The following is a 17,545-nucleotide window of genomic DNA, read 5'->3' as shown; positions in this document are numbered from 1 at the left end:
TGATTGCGCCGATCGCCATGGAAGAGGGCCTGCGCTTTGCCATCCGCGAGGGTGGCCGCACCGTGGGCGCCGGCGTCGTCGCCAAAATCATCAAGTAATTGATGGATCGGCGGGGGAACGCTCCCCGCCCCTCTCGTTCTTTAGGGATTCCCATGAAAAGCCAGAAAATCCGCATCCGCCTGAAGGCGTTCGACTACAAGCTGATCGACCAGTCCGCCGCCGAGATCGTCGATACGGCCAAGCGCACCGGCGCCGTGGTTCGCGGTCCCGTGCCGCTGCCCACGCGCATCCGCCGCTACGACGTGCTGCGTTCGCCGCACGTCAACAAGACCTCGCGCGATCAGTTCGAGATGCGCACGCACCAGCGCCTGATGGACATCGTCGACCCTACCGACAAGACCGTGGACGCCCTGATGCGCCTCGACCTGCCGGCCGGCGTGGACGTCGAGATCGCCCTGCAGTAACCATCCCGCCGGAGCCGCCCCGCGCGGCCCGTCCGGAGGAAAGCGCCCTGTCTCCTAGGCAGGGCGCTTTTTTCATGTTAGAATCAAGGGCTTCGTCATCCATTTCCATTTTTTGGAGCGTGGGTGGCGGGATTACAGCCCCGGCCAATCGCAGTCGGGATCGAAAACTGTGGGGAAACACCCCCCGGAGAAAACAATGTCGAATTCGACACCTACGCCCGCGGCCTGGCGGCTCGGGCTCGTGGGGCGCAAGGTTGGCATGACCCGCATCTTTACCGAGGAAGGCGAATCCATCCCGGTCACGGTGCTGGACGTGTCCAACAACCGCGTCGCCCAGGTCAAGACGCCTGAAATCGACGGCTACGCGGCGGTCCAGCTCGCCTACGGCGAGCGTCGCGCCTCCCGCGTGACCAAGGCCGAAGCCGGCCACTATGCCAAGGCCGGCGTCGAAGCCGGTTCCATCCTGAAGGAATTCCGCCTGGATCCCGCCCGCGTCGCCGAATTCTCGGCTGGCGCCGTGATCGCCGTGGAATCCCTGTTCGAGGTCGGCCAGCAGGTCGACGTCACCGGCACCACCATCGGCAAGGGTTTCGCCGGCACGATCAAGCGCCACCACTTCGGTTCGCAGCGCGCTTCGCACGGCAACTCGCGTTCGCACCGCGTGCCGGGCTCCATCGGCCAGGCCCAGGATCCGGGCCGCATCTTCCCCGGCAAGAAAATGTCGGGCCACCTGGGTGATGTCACCCGCACCGTCCAGAACCTGGACGTCGTGCGTGTGGACGCCGAGCGCGGCCTGCTGCTGGTGAAGGGCGCCGTCCCCGGCCACAAGAACGCCGACATCGTCGTGCGCCCCGCCGTCAAGGCGACGCCCAAGAAAGGAGCCTAATCATGGAACTCAAGCTCCTGAATGATCAGGGCCAGTCCTCGGCCACCGTGGCCGTCGCCGACGAGATCTTCGGCCGCGACTTCAACGAAGCCCTGGTTCACCAGATCGTCGTGGCCTACCAGGCCAATGCCCGCATGGGCAATCGCGCCCAGAAGAACCGCGAGACGGTCAAGCACTCCACCAAGAAGCCCTGGCGCCAGAAGGGCACCGGCCGCGCCCGTTCCGGGATGACTTCCTCGCCGATCTGGCGTGGGGGTGGCCGTGCCTTCCCGAATTCGCCGGACGAGAACTTCAGCCACAAGGTCAACAAGAAGATGTACCGCGCCGGTCTGCGCGCCATCTTCTCGCAACTGGTCCGCGAAGGCCGTCTGGCCGTGGTCGAGAACTTCACCCTCGACGCCCCGAAGACCAAGCTGGCCGCGGCCAAGCTCAAGGATCTGGGCATTGCCGAACCCGTCCTGATCATCACCGATGCCCTGGACGAAAACGTCTATCTCGCGACGCGCAACCTGCCCCACGTGGCGGTCATCGAAACGCGCTACGCCGATCCGCTGTCCCTGGTCCACTACAAGAAAGTGCTGATCACGAAGCCGGCGATCGCCCAACTCGAGGAGTTGCTGGGATGAATGCCGAACGTCTGATGCAAGTCATTCTGGCGCCCGTCGTGACCGAAAAGTCCACGATGATCGCCGAAAAGAACAACCAGGTCGCTTTCCGCGTCGTCGCCGACGCCACCAAGCCGGAGATCAAGGCCGCCGTCGAACTGCTGTTCAAGGTCGAGGTCGAATCCGTGCAGGTCGCCAACCGCAAGGGCAAGGAAAAGCGCTTCGGCCGCTTCATGGGCCGTCGCCGCAACGAACGCAAGGCCTATGTTTCGCTCAAGGCCGGGCAGGAAATCGACTTTACGGAGGTGAACTAAATGCCGCTGGTCAAAGTCAAGCCTACGTCCGCCGGTCGCCGGGGCATGATCAAGGTCGTGCACCCTGAACTGCACAAGGGCCCGGGCTACGCCCCCCTGCTGGAGCCGCAATCGCAGAACTCCGGCCGCAACAACAATGGCCACATCACCGTGCGCCACCGTGGCGGCGGTCACAAGCAGCACTACCGCGTCGTCGATTTCCGTCGCAACAAGGACGGCATCGTCGCCAAGGTCGAGCGCCTGGAATACGACCCGAACCGCACGGCGCACATCGCGCTGCTGTGCTACGCCGACGGCGAGCGTCGCTACATCATCGCCCCGCGCGGCCTGGAAGTCGGCGCCTCGGTCGTTTCCGGTCTGGAAGCGCCGATCCGCACCGGCAACACGCTGCCGATCCGCGCCATCCCGGTCGGTTCCACCATCCACTGCATCGAGATGCAGCCGGGCAAGGGCGCCCAGCTGGCCCGCTCGGCCGGCGCGTCCGCCGTGCTGATGGCCCGCGAAGGCGTCTACGCCCAGGTCCGCCTGCGCTCCGGCGAAGTCCGCCGCGTCCACATCGACTGCCGCGCCACCATCGGCGAAGTCGGCAACGGCGACCACAGCCTGCGCCAGATCGGCAAGGCCGGCGCGGTGCGCTGGCGTGGCATCCGCCCGACTGTCCGTGGCGTCGCCATGAACCCGGTGGATCACCCGCACGGCGGCGGCGAAGGCCGCACCGGCGAAGGCCGCGAACCCGTCAGCCCGTGGGGTACTCCCGCCAAGGGCTACCGGACCCGTCGTAACAAGCGGACGGACAATATGATTGTCTCTCGCCGCAAGCGCAAATAAGGGGCGAACACTATGTCACGTTCGATCAAGAAAGGCCCGTTCGTCGATGCGCATCTGATCAAGAAGGTCGATGCCGCCGTCGGGGGCAAAGAAAAGAAGCCGATCAAGACCTGGTCGCGCCGTTCCACCATCCTGCCCGAGTTCATTGGGTTGACGATTGCCGTGCACAACGGCCACCAGCACGTTCCCGTGTACATCAACGAGAACATGGTCGGCCACAAGCTCGGCGAATTCGCCCTGACGCGCACCTTCAAGGGGCACGCGGCGGACAAGAAGGCCAAGAGGTAAGCCATGGAAACTACCGCAGTCATCCGCGGCGTCCATATTTCCGCGCAGAAGACCCGCCTGGTGGCGGATCTGATCCGTGGGAAATCCGTGGCGCACGCCCTCAACATCCTGACGTTCAGCCCCAAGAAGGCCGCCGGCATCCTGAAAAAGGCGCTGGAATCGGCCATCGCCAATGCCGAACACAATGATGGCGCCGACATCGACGAACTGAAGGTCACCACGATCTACGTCGACAAGGCCCAGTCGATGAAGCGATTCTCCGCGCGCGCCAAGGGCCGCGGCAACCGCATCGAAAAGCAGACCTGCCACATCGTGGTCAAGGTCGGGGCGTAAGGAGTCGCAATGGGACAGAAAATTCACCCGATTGGGTTCCGCCTCGCGGTCAACCACAACTGGACTTCTCGCTGGTATGCGAACGACAAGGTCTACGGCAGCATGCTCGCCGAGGACATCCGCGTGCGCGAATACCTGAAGAAGAAACTGAAATCGGCTTCCGTGGGCCGCGTCATCATCGAGCGCCCCGCCAAGAATGCCCGCATCACCGTCTACTCGGCCCGTCCGGGCGTGGTGATCGGCCGTCGCGGCGAGGACATCGAAACGCTGAAGGCCGACCTGCAGCGCCTGATGGGCGTGCCCGTGCACGTCAACATCGAGGAAATCCGCAAGCCGGAAACCGACGCGCAGCTGATCGCCGACTCGATCACCCAGCAGCTCGAAAAGCGCATCATGTTCCGCCGCGCCATGAAGCGCGCCATGCAGAACGCCATGCGCCTGGGCGCCCAGGGCATCAAGATCATGTCCTCGGGCCGTCTGAACGGCATCGAGATCGCCCGTACCGAATGGTACCGCGAAGGCCGTGTGCCCCTGCACACCCTGCGCGCGAACATCGACTACGGCTTCTCGGAAGCGCAGACGACCTACGGGATCATCGGGGTCAAGGTCTGGGTCTACAAGGGCGACATGCTGCCCAACGGCGAAATGCCCCCGGAAACCGCCGCCCCGCGTGACGAAGAGCGCCGTCCGCGCCGCGCGCCGCGTGGCGATCGTCCCGGCCGTCCCGGCGACAACCGCGGCCGTGGCCGCGGCCCGCGCCGTGATGCGGCTTCGGCCGCTCCGGCGCCTGAAGGAGAATAAACATGCTGTCACCCTCTCGCAGGAAGTACCGCAAGGAACAGAAGGGCCGCAACACCGGCCTGGCCACGCGCGGCGCCCAGGTTTCCTTCGGCGAGTTCGGTCTGAAGGCCACCGGTCGTGGCCGTCTGACCGCCCGCCAGATCGAAGCCGCTCGCCGTGCCATCAACCGCCACATCAAGCGCGGCGGCCGCATCTGGATCCGGATCTTCCCGGACAAGCCCATCTCGCAGAAGCCCGCCGAAGTCCGGATGGGTAACGGCAAGGGCAACCCGGAATTCTGGGTCGCGGAAATTCAACCCGGCAAGGTGCTGTACGAAATGGAAGGCGTGAGCGAAGAACTCGCCCGCGAAGCCTTCCGCCTGGCCGCCGCCAAGCTGCCCATCAGCACGACCTTCGTGTCGCGCCGCGTGGGCGCCTAGGAGAGATCAGGATATGAAAGCCAGTGAACTGCGCGCCAAGGATGCCGCCGGGCTCCAGACCGAGCTCGAGAGCCTGCTGAAGGCACAATTCAACCTGCGCATGCAGCGTGCCACCCAGCAGCTTTCCAACACCAGCCAGTTGGGCAAGGTGCGTCGCGACATCGCGCGCATCCGCACCATCATGACTGAGAACGCAGGAAAGTAACATGACCACCGAAACCCAGAAAGACACCACCAAGCGTCAGCGCACGCTGGTCGGCAAGGTCGTCAGCAACAAGATGGACAAGACGATCGTCGTCAGCGTCCAGACCCGCGTGAAGCACCCCGTGCTGGGCAAGTTCGTCAACCGCACCGCGAAGTACAAGGCGCACGACGAAGCCAACCAGTACAACGAGGGCGACACCGTGGAAATCGCCGAAGGCCGCCCCATCTCCAAGTCCAAGTCCTGGACGGCGGTGCGCCTGGTCGAGGCCGTGCGCATCATCTGATGCCGCGTCGGGCGGCGGATTTTTTGCCGCCGGGCCGCCCCAAGGCAAAAAGCGCCCCCTCGGGGGGCAGCAAGCCGAAGGTGCAGCGTGGGGGCACTTGCCGCCTCCCCATCGACCCCGCGCCGCTCCGGCGGCGCACCCCTCGGACCCCGCCTCGCGCGGGGTCTGTTCATTTGCGCGTCAGCGGGATCCTTCCGGGTTCCGGTAAGATGCGCAGTGCCCCGATGAAAACTGGAGACCTCAATGAATCTGTCCCGATTGTTCGGCGCGCTCGTCCTGCTGTGCGCCGGCGGGCTGGCGGCCCTGCCCGTCCAGGCCGCGGACGCCTGGCCCGACAAGCCCATCCGCATCATCGTGCCCTTCGGTCCCGGCTCCACGCCCGACACCATGGCCCGGATGGTGGCCGATCACGTCGGTCCCCGCCTGGGAGTGGCCGTGGTGGTCGAGAACAAGGCGGGCGCGGGCGGCAACATCGGGACCGGCGCCGTGGCCAAGGCCGCGCCGGACGGCTACACCTTCGGCATCACGATCTCCGGCCCGCTGGCCGCCAACACGATCCTGTTCCCGAACCTGCCCTACGACCCGCGGAAGGAACTGGATTTCCTGACGATCGCGGCCCAGCAGCCGAGCGTGCTGGTGGTGTCCCCGCAACTGGGCGTCAAGGACGTGGCCGGCTTGCTGAAGGCCCTGCGCGACCACCCCGGCGAATACAACTATTCGTCCATGGGCGTGGGCAGCATTTCGCACCTGGCGATGGCCGCGCTGGTGGCGCAGAACGGTTCGGACGCCGTGCACGTGCCCTATGCGACCTCGGTCAAGGCGCTCACCGCCATCCTGTCGGGCGAGACGCAGATGGGCATCCTGCCGGCGGCGACGGTGATGGAACAGGCGCGGGCCGGCAAGATCCTGGCGCTGGCCGTGGCCACGGGCAAGCGTTCTTCCCTGCTGCCGGATCTGCCGACGCTGGCCGAATCCGGCGTGCCGGGCATCGAAGCCGACGCCTGGATGGGATTCGTGGCGCCGCGCGGCACGCCCAAGGCCGCCGAGGACCGCTTCACGGCGGAAGTCGTCGCGCTGATGAAGGATCCCGAAACCGTGCGCCAGCTCGCGAAGCTGCATGAGGAACCGGTGGCCAGCACGCCCGAGCAGATGCGGGCCGTCGTGCAGGGCGACCTGGATCGCTGGAAGCCGGTCATCGAGGCCAACGGCATCCACTTCGACAATTAGGGCTCCGGGCGATGGCCGTGCGCGATCAGCCGGATTTCTGGGCCGGGCTGCTGTTCGCCTGCGCGGGGGCGGCCTTCGCGCTGGGCGCGCAGGCCTATCCCCTGGGCCGCGCGGCCCACATGGGCGCCGGGTATTTCCCCCTGCTGCTGGGCCTGTGCCTGATCGGCCTGGGCCTGCCGCTGGCGGTCTCGGCCTGCCGGGGCGGCGCCGCGCGGCGGCGCATCGCCCGGCCCGGGTGGCGGCCGCTGCTCCTCGTGCTGGGTTCCGTCTGCCTGTTTGCCGCCAGCCTGCCGCTGCTGGGGGTCTATCTGTCGGTCTTTCTGCTGGCCTTCGTGGGCAGCATGGCCGATCCCGATTTCGACTGGCGCGTCGCCGCCGCCGTGGGGGCCGGCATGACGGGGTTCGTCTGGCTGGTCTTCGTGCGCGGCCTGGGCCTGGTGTTCCCGGCCGGCCTCCTGGGCGCGGGCTGAGGGGGCGGCGATGGAATGGCTCGATCACCTGCAGCTCGGCCTGTCGGTCGCGCTGGGCGGCCAGAACCTGCTGTACTGCCTGATCGGCTGCCTGCTGGGCACGCTGATCGGCGTGCTGCCGGGCATCGGCCCGGTGCCGACGATCGCCATGCTCCTGCCCATCACCTATGTGCTGCCGCCGGAGGCCGGGCTCATCATGCTGGCGGGCATCTACTATGGGGCGCAGTACGGGGGCTCGACCACGGCGATCCTGGTGGCCCTGCCGGGGGAAACCTCGTCCGTGGTCTCCGTGCTGGACGGCCACCAGATGGCCCGCGCGGGCCGCGCCGGCGCGGCGCTGGCCATCGCCGCGCTGGGGTCGTTCTTCGCCGGCTGCGTGGCGACCGTGCTGCTGGCGGCCTTCGCGCCGGTGCTGGCCCAGGTGGCGTTCAAGTTCGGGCCGGCCGAATACTTTTCCCTGATGGTGCTGGGCCTGCTGGCGGCCGTGGTCATGGCGTCGGGATCCCTGGCCAAGGCGGTGGCCATGACGATCCTGGGGCTGGCGCTGGGCATGATCGGCACCGACGTCAATTCCGGCATGCCCCGTTTCGACCTGGGGGTCCTCAAATTGCAGGATGGCCTGGATTTCGCCGTCGTCGCCATGGGCATCTTCGGTCTGGCCGAAATCATCGCCAACCTGGAACGGCGCGAACGGCGGGTCCGGATCACGGACAAGGTCGGTTCCCTGTACCCGAACCGCCGGGAATTCCGCGAATCCTGGCCGGCCAGCATGCGCGGCACCTTCCTGGGGTCGATCCTGGGCATCCTGCCCGGGGGCGGCGCGGTGCTGTCTTCCTTCGCGTCCTATACCCTGGAAAAGAAACTCGCCCGCGAGCCGCGGCGGTTCGGCCAGGGCCATCCGGCCGGCCTGGCCGGGCCGGAATCGGCCAACAACGCGGCGGCGCAGACCTCCTTCATTCCCCTGCTGACGCTGGGCATTCCGGGCAACGCCGTCACGGCGCTGATGCTGGGCGCCATGGTGATCCACGACGTCCAGCCCGGGCCGCGCGTCATGACGGCCCACCCGGAAGTCTTCTGGGGCCTGGTGGCGTCGATGTGGATCGGCAACCTGATGCTGGTGGTGCTGAATCTGCCGCTGATCGGCCTGTGGGTCAAGCTGCTGAAGCTGCCCTACCGGGTGCTGTTCCCCGCCATCCTGGTGTTCTGCGCGATCGGCGTCTATTCCCTGGACAACAGCCTGTTCGACGTCTGGATGCTGGCCTTCTTCGGCGCGGCCGGCTACCTGTGGACGCGGCTGGGATGCGAGTCCGCCCCCCTGTTGCTGGGCCTGGTCCTGGGCCAGATGATGGAGGAGAACTTCCGCCGCGCGCTGCTGCTTTCGCGCGGGGATTTCACGGTCTTCCTGACGCGGCCCATCTCCCTGTCCCTGCTGCTCGTGGCGGCGGGCCTGCTGCTGCTGATCGCCGTGCCCGTGATCCGCCGCAAGCGGGACGAGGCCTTCGTGGAAGAGTGAACCGGCGGAATCCTGTAGGATGAAGGCTTTCTCAAGGGCCGCCGTCATGGACATCACCTGTTTCGACGATCTTCTGCAGGCCGCGCGCCTGCAACCCGAACCGCAGCGCCTGCTGTTCGTCTTTGCCGCCAGCACGGTGCCGGACGACGCCACGCCGGAGCAGAAGGCCAGCCATGCGCGGGGCGAAGGCGGCGAACTGACGCCCATCCTGTGCGTGGACAAGACCCCCGGCGAACTGGATACGTTCGCCGCGCTGGTCGAGGAATCGCGCCGCACCGGCCAGGACTGGCAGGTCGTATTCGTCGCCGCCATCGCCGACCAGTCGGCCTACCTGCCGGACAACAAGGACGTCGATCAGGCCTTCCAGCGCATGACGCAGATGATCAAGTACGGCACGATCGGCTCGCTGCTGGCCTTCGACCGGGGCGGCGAACCGATCGTGTTCGGCGCGGCCTGACGCGGCACGCGAAGCCGGCGCACGGTGCGCGGATCCCCGCGCACCGTGCTTCGACATCTGGCGGACCTGTCAGGGCAAGCCCCGATTGTGTGCCCTGACAGTCAGTCAGTAGGGTGTCCGGTACTGGCCCGGAGCGGCCGATCCGGAGGAGCCCCCATGAAATTCAAACTGCATGCGGTCCTGCTCGCGCTGGGCCTGTTGACGGCGTGTGCCGCCGTCCCCCCAAAGACCACGGCGCTGGCGCCGGCAAGCGCCCCGGCCACGACGGCGGTGAATCGCGCCGCCGCGGCGGCGTACGACTTCGACATGGATATCTTCCATCCGGTCGTCGCACGGCGTGGGATGGTGGCATCCGAACAGGCACTGGCCAGCCAGGCCGGGCTTCAGGTGTTGCAGGCGGGCGGGAATGCCGTCGATGCGGCCGTCGCCGTGGGCTTCGCGCTGGCGGTCGCGCTGCCCAATGCCGGCAACCTGGGCGGGGGTGGCTTCATGATGGTCCACGAGGCCCGCACGGGGCGGGACTTTGCACTGGATTTCCGCGAGATGGCCCCGGCCGGCGCCAACCGCGACATGTACCTGGATGACAAGGGCAACGTGGTGGAAGGCCGGTCCCTGTACACGCCGCTGGCGGTCGGGGTCCCGGGCACGGTGGCCGGCCTGACCCATGCGCTGCGGCGCTGGGGCAGCCTGCCCCTGTCGCGTGTCATGGCGCCGGCGATCTCGCTGGCCGAACACGGCTACCCGGTCAGCCAGACCTTGGCCGAAACGCTGGCCCATACCAGCAAATCCATGGGGCAGTGGCCGGCGACGCGGGCGATTTTCTGGCGTGATGGAAAGCCGCTGCAACAGGGTGATACGCTGGTGCAGCGCGACCTGGCGGAGTCCATGCGTCTGATCGCCCGCCAGGGTGCGGATGCGTTTTACCAAGGGCCGATCGGGGACAAGATCGTGGCCGAGATGAGCCGCCACGGCGGGCTGATCACGGCCGATGATCTGCGCAGCTACCGGGTCGTCGAACGCACCCCCATCGTCGGCACCTACCGGGGCTACCGCGTGGTCACCATGCCGCCGCCCAGTTCCGGTGGCATCCACCTGGTCCAGATCCTGAACATGATGGAAGGCTGGCCCATGTCGGACTGGGGGGCGGGCAGCGCGCAGGCCATTCATCATATGGCCGAGGCCATGAAGCTGGCCTATGCGGATCGCTCGGAATACCTGGGGGATACCGATTTCGTGAAGGTGCCGGTCGCGGGGCTGACCTCGAAAGCCTATGCGCGCAAGCTGGCCGCGACCATCGACGCCACCCACGCGCGCCCGTCGTCGCAGATCCACCCGGGTAAGCCGCAGCCTTACGAAAGCGACCAGACAACCCATTATTCCGTGGTCGATGCGGCGGGCAATGCCGTGGCCGTGACCTACACGCTGAACACCAATTTCGGTTCCGGCATCGTGGCCCAGGGCACCGGCATCCTGCTGAACAACGAAATGGATGACTTTTCGGCCAAACCGGGGGTGGCGAACGTCTACGGCCTGATCGGCGGCGAAGCCAATGCCATTCAGCCTGGCAAGCGCCCCTTGTCGTCGATGACGCCTACTTTGGTGCTGAAGGACGGGCGGCCCTGGCTGGTCACCGGCAGCCCAGGGGGGGCGCGCATCATCACGACGGTGCTGGAAACCGTGACCGATGCGATCGATTTCGCCATGAATCCCGCCGAGGCCGCCGCCACGCCGCGCTTTCACCATCAGTGGTGGCCCGATGAACTGCGGATCGAAAAGGGCTTCAGCCCCGACACCCTGGCGCTGTTGCGCAGCTACGGCCATCACATTGCGCTGAAGCCGACGATGGGTCGCACGCAGACCATTCAGGTGCGTGACGGGCTGCTGTATGGGGCATCCGATCCGCGCAATCCGGATGGACGCACGCTGGGATATTAAAGACCGGCGGGCAGGGCATCGGAGCTTGCCACTCCGAGTCGCCCCGCGGAATATCAGGCCTTCGGGGCCGCGGTCATTTCGTGGGTCGTTTTCTGGCCGACGTCTTCGTTGCGCAGTTCCTTGCGCAGGATCTTGCCCACGTTGCTGCGCGGCAGGTCCTCGCGGAATTCCACGAACTTCGGCACCTTGTAGCCCGTCAGCAGCTTGCGGCAATGGGCGATCACGTCGGCCTCGGTCAGGTTCGGGTCCTTGCGGATCACGTAGAGCTTGACCACCTCGCCGGCGGCGCCGTTGGGCACGCCGATGGCGGCGGCCTCCAGGATGCCGGGATGCTCGATGGCGGCGGCCTCGACCTCGTTCGGATACACGTTGAAGCCCGACACCAGGATCATGTCCTTCTTGCGGTCCAGCAGGAACACGTAGCCCTTGTCGTTCATGTAGCCGACGTCGCCGGTCAGCAGCCAGCCGTCCGCGTCGAAGACCTTGGCGGTCTCCTCGGGGCGGTTCCAGTAGCCGGACGTGACCTGCGGACCCTTGACGCAGATCTCGCCCGACTCGCCGATCGCCATGGTGCGGTTGTCGTTGCGCACGGCGACGTCCGTGGACGGCACCGGCAGGCCGATCGAACCGTTGAAATCGATCTTGTCGAGCGGATTGATGGTCACGGCGGGCGAGGTTTCCGTCAGCCCGTAGGCCTGGGCGATGGGCTTGCCGGTGGTCTTCAGCCAGCGCTCCGCGATGGCTTCCTGGACGGCCATGCCGCCGCCCAGCGTGATGTTCAGGCCGCTGAAGTCCAGCTTGCCGAAATCGGGATGGTTCAGCAGGGCGTTGAACAGCGTGTTCACCCCCGTCAGGGCGGTGAACCGGGCCTTGCCCAGTTCCTTGACGAAGCCCGGAATGTCGCGCGGATTGACGATCAGCAGGTTGCTGGCGCCCAGGCGCATGAAGGTCAGGCAGTTCGCCGTCAGGGCGAAGATGTGGTAGAGCGGGAGCGCCGTCACGATGCATTCGCGGTCGCCCTGGCAGTAGGGCCGCACCCAGGCGTAGGCCTGGCAGACGTTGGACACCAGGTTGCCATGGCTCAGCATGGCGCCCTTGGCCACGCCCGTGGTGCCGCCCGTGTACTGCAGCGCCGCGAGGTCGGCGTGCGTCAGCGCGGGGCGATGATAGGGCGCGCGGGCGCCTTCGGCCAGCGCGTCGCGCAGGCGCAGGGCGCCCGGGATGTTCCAGGCGGGCACCATTTTCTTGACGTGGCGGACCACCAGGTCGGTGATCAGGCCCTTGGGAAAGTTCAGCAGCTCGCCCAGCGAAGTCACGACCACGCGCTTCACCTGGGTGCCGGCCATCGCCTGCTGCAGGGTGTGGGCGAAGTTTTCCGCCACCACCACCGTGGACGCGCCGGAGTCGCTCAGCTGGTGGTGCAGTTCGTGCGGCGTGTAGAGGGGATTGGTGTTGACCACCACCGCGCCCGCCATCAGCGTGCCGAACAGGCAGATCGGGTATTGCAGCAGGTTGGGCATCATCAGCGCGACGCGGTCGCCCTTGGCCACCCCCTGGGCCTGCAGCCAGGCCGCGAAGGCCCGGGCCTTGTCCAGCGTCTGCGCGTAAGTCATGGACGCACCCATGCTGACGTAGGCCGTGTTGCCGGCATACCGCCCGCAGCTTTGTTCGAACAGGTCGGCCAGCGAGTCGAAGGCGGCGGCCTGGTCGGTGATGTCAGCCGGCACTCCTTCGGGGTAGTGTTCCAGCCAGATGCGTTCCATGATGCGGTTCCTTTTATGTCAGATCAGTTGCTTTTGGATTCCTGGCCCAGCAGGGCCGCTTTCAGGGATTCCTGGGCCGGGTGGGCGCCCAGCCAGACCTTCAGGAGCGCGGTGGCGAAACGGGGATCCTTGACCTCCCCCAGAGCCTTGCCCTTGAATGATACCGAGACTGTCCCCTGATTGAAAACGATGTCCACCCGGTCGCCCGAGGCGCCCTCGCCGCCGGTCTTCATGAAGGCCTCGAAGTGGGCGATGGTGTCGGCCATGTCCTTCAGCTCGGCCTCGGTGCAGTTGGCCTTCAGGCCGTCGTTCAGCGCGTCGGTCAGCGCCTTGCTGTTGATGTCGCGCAGCAGGGTCAGGCGCAGCATCTGGGGCTCGGGGCTGTTCAGGATCGCCTCGGCGTCCTTCGTCGGCTGCGGCCGGTACAGGGCGGCGACGTAGACGTGGAAGACGAAGCGCTGGCGCAGCCCGGCGCCGTTCAGCACCAGGTCGCTGCCCGCGACCGACTGCTGCTCCGGCACGTCCACGTTGGCCACGGTCAGGGCCAGGGCGGGCGGGGCCGCGCACAGGCCGGCGGCGGCCAGGGCCAGCGCGGCGCCCAAGGGGGCCAGTGCGCCGCGCAGCAGGCCGGCGCGCGCCGGCCGGGCCGCCGTGCGGGAGGGCCACGCGGAATCGGGCGATGTGTTCGGATGGGTCATGATGATGCGTCTCCCGCCGCGCCGGGGCGCGGCTTGCGTTGTTTGTAATAGGCCTTGTCGGCCAGGTAGATGGTGCGCCGGACTTCCGTGTGCACCGTGCCGTCGGCGTCCTTCAGGTCCACCTGATAGACCCGCTCGGCCTCGTGGTCGCGGTCCAGTTCCTCGCGGATGCCCCGCAGTTCGGCCTCGGTCAGGATGAAGTCCGCGTACAGCGTGCGGAATGCGGGCTTGCGGTAGCGGATCTCGGCGGCCTTGTCCCAGATGATGGCGTCCCGGTCGAGGCGGGCCATCAGCATGCCCACGTGCACGCCGTCGGTCACGGCGAACAGCGAGCCGCCGAAGATCGAGCCCACGATGTTGCGGGTGCGGCGCGTCAGCGCCAGGCGCACGCGCACGTGCAGCAGGTCGTGGGACACGTATTCCACCCGGCCTCCCGTCGAACGGAAGGCCGGGTGGAGATTGAAGCCCGTGCGCATGGCACGCGCCCGCCACCGGGGCGGCAGGCGTTTCAACTGCGACAACTTCATGCCAGGCTCACGGTCGCTACGCTCAGAAGCGGTGCGAGAACTGCACGCCGATCAGATCGCCGCTGCTGTCGTAGTCGCCCTTCAGCACGCCGGCTTCCTTGGAGGAAGCGTTGTTGACCGAGGTGCTCTTCACGAACAGGTGGGTGTAGCCGACGTCGATGCTGGTGTTCTTGCTGAAGTTGTACTGCGCGCCCAGGGACAGCCAGTAGCGGTCGTTGTCCGGCAGGGCGGACGGCCGATAGGCGTCGTCGCGCACCGGCGACTGGTCCCAGGCCACGCCGCCCTTGAAGGTCCAGGCGTCGCTGTAGCGGTAGTGCGCGCCCAGGGCGACGCGCCAGGAGTCCTTGAAGCGCAGGTCGAGGCTGCTTGTCTGTGCCGCCGGATTGGGATGCGCCGTGTTGATTGTCAGCCGAGGAATGCTGCTCCAGCCTGTCCAGGATACGTCGCCCAGCAGAGTCCAGCGGTCGTTCAACTGGTGCACCACGCTGAAGATGGCGGTGTCGGGCAGCTCAACAGATGTTTCTGCGTTGAACGATCCACTGAGTGCGTTGACGATTCCAGCACCCGTTCCGAAACCCGCACTAGGATTAATGTCCCGGTTTGAGATCTTCGTGGTGCCGTCCGCATCGATCTTGACCTTGGACCGGTAGGACAGGCCGAAGCGCGTGTCCGGCGTGGCCTGCCACAGGATACCGGCGTTCCAGCCCCAGGCATCGCCTTTCGCCGTGACCTTGGTGCTCAGGTCGCCGTAGTAGCCGGGGACACCGGGGCCACCGGCCGGCATGACTCCGGGGACCGCCTTGCGATAGTCCGCATCCAGTTGTATCCAGTTCACGCCCACGCCGAAGGACAGCGTGTCTGTGGCCTTGAAGGCGATGGACGGGTTGACGTTGATGCTCTCGATGGAGAATTTTTCCGAGTGGTAGCGGCCGGCCCAGCCTTCCTCGTAGTCGGTCATCAGGCCGAAGGGCGCGCCCACGCTCAGACCCAGCCAGACGCGCGGGTTGACCTCCCAGGTGAAGTGGGCGTTGGGCACGGCGGCCCAGGAGCCGGCGTCGCCGCCGTTGCCGCCCGTGGCTGCCGTCCCCAATGGGCTGGTGCTGCCGTCGTTCGAGAACTTGAAGCTCGGCTTGATCGCCACCGCGCCCGCGCTGACGTTCATGCCCGGCAGCAGGGTGATGCTGGCGGGATTGAAATAGTTTGCGCTGGCGTTTTCGCCGATGGCGGCGGAGCCGGCATAGGCGCTGCCCAGGCCGCTGCCGTTCTGCTCCAGCAGCTGGAAGCCCGAACCGTGGGCGACGCCCATGGCGCCCAGGCCCAGGATCAGGGCCGACAGGGTCTTGAGCGTGTGTTGCGTTTTCATCGTGTCACCTCCGGATTTATGGATGAAAAGTCGTCTTCGTGTGCAGGCTTTCCTGCGATTGGGTACTGCCCGATCAACCACGTCGGGCTTAGGGTTAAAATCCAGGGACGCATGTCCCCTGGCTGCGCGGCGGATGCCTGCGGCCTTCTGAATGAATTGGGCAAAGACCTCCCTGCGCCGCGCATCCGCGCAGCGTCGTCCGAGTCAGCGGGGCGCCGGAATCAGGCCGGCGTCAGGGCGGAATCAATCGTCGTCGAGTGTCATGGGTCCCCCCGTATAAGGTGCGTAGCCCGTTCCGAAGATCACGCCCGCGTTGGCGAGTTCGGAATCGGCGACGACGCCGGCCGCCAGCTGGCGGCGGGTGGCATCGATCAAGGGTTGCAGCAGGCGGCGCGCCAGCCCGGCCGGGGCCGTACCGGCCTCGGCGCGGACGGGCTTGCCCTCGCGCCAGCGGTAGAAGCCCTGGCCCGACTTGCGGCCCAGTTCGTTGCGGTCCAGGTGGCGCGCCAGGCAGGCGGGCGGCGCGGCCTGGCCCGTCAGTTGCGCGCCGGCGTCGCGGGCGATGTCCAGGCCCACGGTGTCGACGAGTTCGATCGGCCCCATGGGCATGCCGTAGGCCTTCATCGCGGCGTCGATGGTTTCGGGGCGCAGGCCCTCGTCCACGCAGCGCATGGCTTCCAGCATGTAGGGCGCCAGCACGGCGTTGACCAGGAAGCCGGGCACGCTCTTCACCGGCAGGGGCAGCTTGCCGATCCGGCCGACGAAGGCGCAGGCGGCGGCCTGGGCGTCCGGATCGGTGCCTTCCGCGGCCACGACCTCGACCAGGGGCATCTTGGCGACGGGATTGAAGAAATGGATCCCCACCAGGCGTTCCGGCCGCGCCAGGTCCCGGCCCAGGTCCTGCAGCGACAGGCTGGAGGTGTTGGTCGCCAGCAGCGCGCCGTCCTTCAGGCGCGGCTCGATGGCGGCGTACAGGCCGCGCTTGGCGTCCAGGTTCTCGCTGATGGCCTCGATCACCAGGTCGGCGCGGGCGACGCCCTGGCCGTCCGGGTCCGGGATCAGGCGGTCGGCCGCCAGCCGCGCCTCGCGGGCGGGCCGGATCTTGCGGGCATACAGCGCGTGGGCGCGGCCGATGGCCTGGGCGATGCGCGCGCGGTCCGTGTCCTGCAGGGTGACGGTCAGGCCCTTGAGCGCGCACCAGGCCGCGATGTCGCCGCCCATCACGCCCGCGCCCACCACGTGGACGTGCCGCGCGGGAGCCCGGCCCCCGGCCTTGCCGAAGGATTTCAGGCGCTCCTGCATGCGGAACACGCGCAGCAGGTTGCGGGCGGTGTCGGACCGGACGATGGCGTCGATCAGCCCGGGCGCGGCCAGCGCGTCGCCGTCGTGATGCGCCCAGATTTCCAGGATGGCGCGCGGGGCCGGGTAGTGGCCCTGCGGATCGCGTTTTTCCAGGGTCTTGCGGGCCTGGCGCAGCAGCAGCGGCCGCAGGATCGGGTGGCTGAGCCAGGCGTCCTTGCCCTTCGGGCCGCGCACCGGCTGGCCGGACAGGACGTGGCGCGCGGCGGACTGTTCCGCCAGGCGGGGCGGCACGCACAGGTCGGCCAGCCCGGCCGACGCGGCGCGGCGCGCGTCCAGCGCGCGGCCCGTCAGCATCATGTCCAGGGCCAGGGGAGCGCCCACGCGCCGGGGCAGGCGCAGCATGCCGCCCCAGCCGGGAAAGATGCCCAGCATGACCTCGGGCAGGGACAGGCGCGTGTCGGGCCGGTCCACGACGATCCGGTAGCGGCAGGCCAGGGCCAGTTCCAGGCCGCCGCCCATGCAGTGGCCCTGGATCAGGGCCAGGGTCGGCCAGGACACCGCCGCCAGGCGGTTGAAGGCCGTCCAGCCGCGCTCGATGAAGGCGCGCGCCGTGGCGGCGTCGTTCAGCTGGGAGAATTCGTCGATGTCGGCGCCCGCGACGAAGCCGGCGGCCTTGCCCGAGCGGATCACCAGCGCGGCGGGCGGAGCGGCCTGGAAATGGTCCAGGACGCGGTTCAGTTCCGCCAGCACGTCGCCCGACAGGCGGTTGACGGCGCTGCCGGCGCAGTCGATGGTCAGCCAGGCGATGCCCTGCGGGTCCGTCGCGCAGTGGAAATGACGCAGGCCCAGGGATTCGAAGTTCAT

22 protein-coding genes are annotated in these 17,545 nt (G+C 67.4%); 17 read left to right on the top strand and 5 right to left on the bottom strand.

Going from position 1 to position 17,545, the window contains the following annotated elements:
* From ACFO27_RS09800 to ggt, 17 genes are all read left to right on the top strand, one after another.
* Positions 1-98, top strand: a 98-nt coding sequence (locus ACFO27_RS09800) for an EF-Tu C-terminal domain-related protein (protein WP_143243714.1), incomplete at its 5' end; no start/stop codon positions are given.
* Between the two features lie 54 nt (positions 99-152).
* On the top strand, positions 153-464 hold the full coding sequence (gene rpsJ, locus ACFO27_RS09795) for a 30S ribosomal protein S10 (RefSeq protein WP_043679008.1): 312 nt from the start codon (positions 153-155) through the stop codon (positions 462-464).
* A 196-nt stretch (positions 465-660) separates the two neighbouring features.
* Positions 661-1,350 (top strand): 50S ribosomal protein L3, encoded by a 690-nt coding sequence (gene rplC, locus ACFO27_RS09790; protein WP_376817175.1) that lies wholly within the window; start codon positions 661-663, stop codon positions 1,348-1,350.
* Between the two features lie 2 nt (positions 1,351-1,352).
* Positions 1,353-1,976, top strand: a complete 624-nt coding sequence (rplD, locus tag ACFO27_RS09785) for a 50S ribosomal protein L4 (RefSeq protein WP_376817174.1) — start codon at positions 1,353-1,355, stop codon at positions 1,974-1,976.
* Positions 1,973-2,269, top strand: a complete 297-nt coding sequence (gene rplW / locus ACFO27_RS09780) for a 50S ribosomal protein L23 (protein WP_043679002.1) — start codon at positions 1,973-1,975, stop codon at positions 2,267-2,269. Before rplD ends, rplW begins: the two co-directional genes overlap by 4 nt.
* Entirely contained in the window at positions 2,270-3,097 is an 828-nt protein-coding gene (gene rplB / locus ACFO27_RS09775; protein WP_376817173.1) for a 50S ribosomal protein L2, read from the top strand.
* A gap of 12 nt (positions 3,098-3,109) precedes the next feature.
* Positions 3,110-3,385: a 30S ribosomal protein S19 gene (gene rpsS, locus ACFO27_RS09770; protein ID WP_043678997.1), complete on the top strand. Its 276-nt coding sequence runs from the start codon at positions 3,110-3,112 to the stop codon at positions 3,383-3,385.
* Between the two features lie 3 nt (positions 3,386-3,388).
* Positions 3,389-3,718, top strand: coding sequence for a 50S ribosomal protein L22 (rplV, locus tag ACFO27_RS09765; protein ID WP_043678994.1), 330 nt, complete (start codon positions 3,389-3,391; stop codon positions 3,716-3,718).
* A 9-nt stretch (positions 3,719-3,727) separates the two neighbouring features.
* Complete coding sequence (rpsC, locus tag ACFO27_RS09760; RefSeq protein WP_376817172.1) at positions 3,728-4,519, top strand: 30S ribosomal protein S3; 792 nt, start codon at positions 3,728-3,730, stop codon at positions 4,517-4,519.
* A 2-nt stretch (positions 4,520-4,521) separates the two neighbouring features.
* A complete protein-coding gene (gene rplP / locus ACFO27_RS09755) occupies positions 4,522-4,938 on the top strand; it encodes a 50S ribosomal protein L16 (RefSeq protein WP_043678990.1) in 417 nt (138 codons plus the stop codon).
* Between the two features lie 13 nt (positions 4,939-4,951).
* Positions 4,952-5,143 (top strand): 50S ribosomal protein L29, encoded by a 192-nt coding sequence (gene rpmC, locus ACFO27_RS09750; protein ID WP_043678987.1) that lies wholly within the window; start codon positions 4,952-4,954, stop codon positions 5,141-5,143.
* 1 nt (position 5,144) lies between these two features.
* Entirely contained in the window at positions 5,145-5,426 is a 282-nt protein-coding gene (rpsQ, locus tag ACFO27_RS09745) for a 30S ribosomal protein S17 (RefSeq protein WP_376817171.1), read from the top strand.
* Between the two features lie 243 nt (positions 5,427-5,669).
* A complete protein-coding gene (locus ACFO27_RS09740; protein WP_376817170.1) occupies positions 5,670-6,653 on the top strand; it encodes a Bug family tripartite tricarboxylate transporter substrate binding protein in 984 nt (327 codons plus the stop codon).
* Between the two features lie 17 nt (positions 6,654-6,670).
* Positions 6,671-7,123 (top strand): tripartite tricarboxylate transporter TctB family protein, encoded by a 453-nt coding sequence (locus ACFO27_RS09735; RefSeq protein WP_376817169.1) that lies wholly within the window; start codon positions 6,671-6,673, stop codon positions 7,121-7,123.
* Positions 7,124-7,133: 10 nt separating this feature from the next.
* On the top strand, positions 7,134-8,636 hold the full coding sequence (locus ACFO27_RS09730; protein ID WP_376817168.1) for a tripartite tricarboxylate transporter permease: 1,503 nt from the start codon (positions 7,134-7,136) through the stop codon (positions 8,634-8,636).
* Between the two features lie 46 nt (positions 8,637-8,682).
* Positions 8,683-9,093, top strand: coding sequence for a ribonucleotide reductase subunit alpha (locus ACFO27_RS09725; protein ID WP_376817167.1), 411 nt, complete (start codon positions 8,683-8,685; stop codon positions 9,091-9,093).
* 156 nt (positions 9,094-9,249) lie between these two features.
* Positions 9,250-11,028, top strand: coding sequence for a gamma-glutamyltransferase (gene ggt, locus ACFO27_RS09720; protein WP_376817166.1), 1,779 nt, complete (start codon positions 9,250-9,252; stop codon positions 11,026-11,028).
* Positions 11,029-11,081: 53 nt separating this feature from the next.
* Here the strand turns inward: ggt and ACFO27_RS09715 are convergent, their stop codons facing one another.
* The 5 genes from ACFO27_RS09715 to ACFO27_RS09695 all read right to left on the bottom strand — a co-directional run bounded on the left by ACFO27_RS09715 (position 11,082) and on the right by ACFO27_RS09695 (position 17,545).
* Positions 11,082-12,791, bottom strand: coding sequence for an AMP-binding protein (locus tag ACFO27_RS09715; RefSeq protein ID WP_376817165.1), 1,710 nt, complete (start codon positions 12,789-12,791; stop codon positions 11,082-11,084).
* 23 nt (positions 12,792-12,814) lie between these two features.
* Positions 12,815-13,489 carry a chalcone isomerase family protein gene (locus ACFO27_RS09710; RefSeq protein WP_376817164.1) on the bottom strand — a complete coding sequence of 225 codons (675 nt, stop codon included), beginning with the start codon at positions 13,487-13,489 and terminating at the stop codon, positions 12,815-12,817.
* A complete protein-coding gene (locus ACFO27_RS09705; RefSeq protein ID WP_323024023.1) occupies positions 13,486-14,016 on the bottom strand; it encodes a DUF4442 domain-containing protein in 531 nt (176 codons plus the stop codon). The genes ACFO27_RS09710 and ACFO27_RS09705 overlap by 4 nt, the downstream gene beginning before the upstream one ends.
* 22 nt (positions 14,017-14,038) lie before the next feature.
* Positions 14,039-15,379: an OmpP1/FadL family transporter gene (locus ACFO27_RS09700; protein WP_376817163.1), complete on the bottom strand. Its 1,341-nt coding sequence runs from the start codon at positions 15,377-15,379 to the stop codon at positions 14,039-14,041.
* Between the two features lie 243 nt (positions 15,380-15,622).
* The gene (locus tag ACFO27_RS09695) at positions 15,623-17,545 is read right to left on the bottom strand and encodes a 3-hydroxyacyl-CoA dehydrogenase NAD-binding domain-containing protein (protein WP_376817162.1); all 1,923 of its coding nucleotides are present in this window, start codon (positions 17,543-17,545) and stop codon (positions 15,623-15,625) included.

Origin of the sequence: Castellaniella denitrificans (assembly GCF_042653765.1) — a bacterium.
GTDB lineage: Bacteria > Pseudomonadota > Gammaproteobacteria > Burkholderiales > Burkholderiaceae_B > Castellaniella > Castellaniella denitrificans.
Note: the sequence above shows the minus strand (reverse complement) of the source record. Positions and strands in the feature narration are given on the sequence as shown.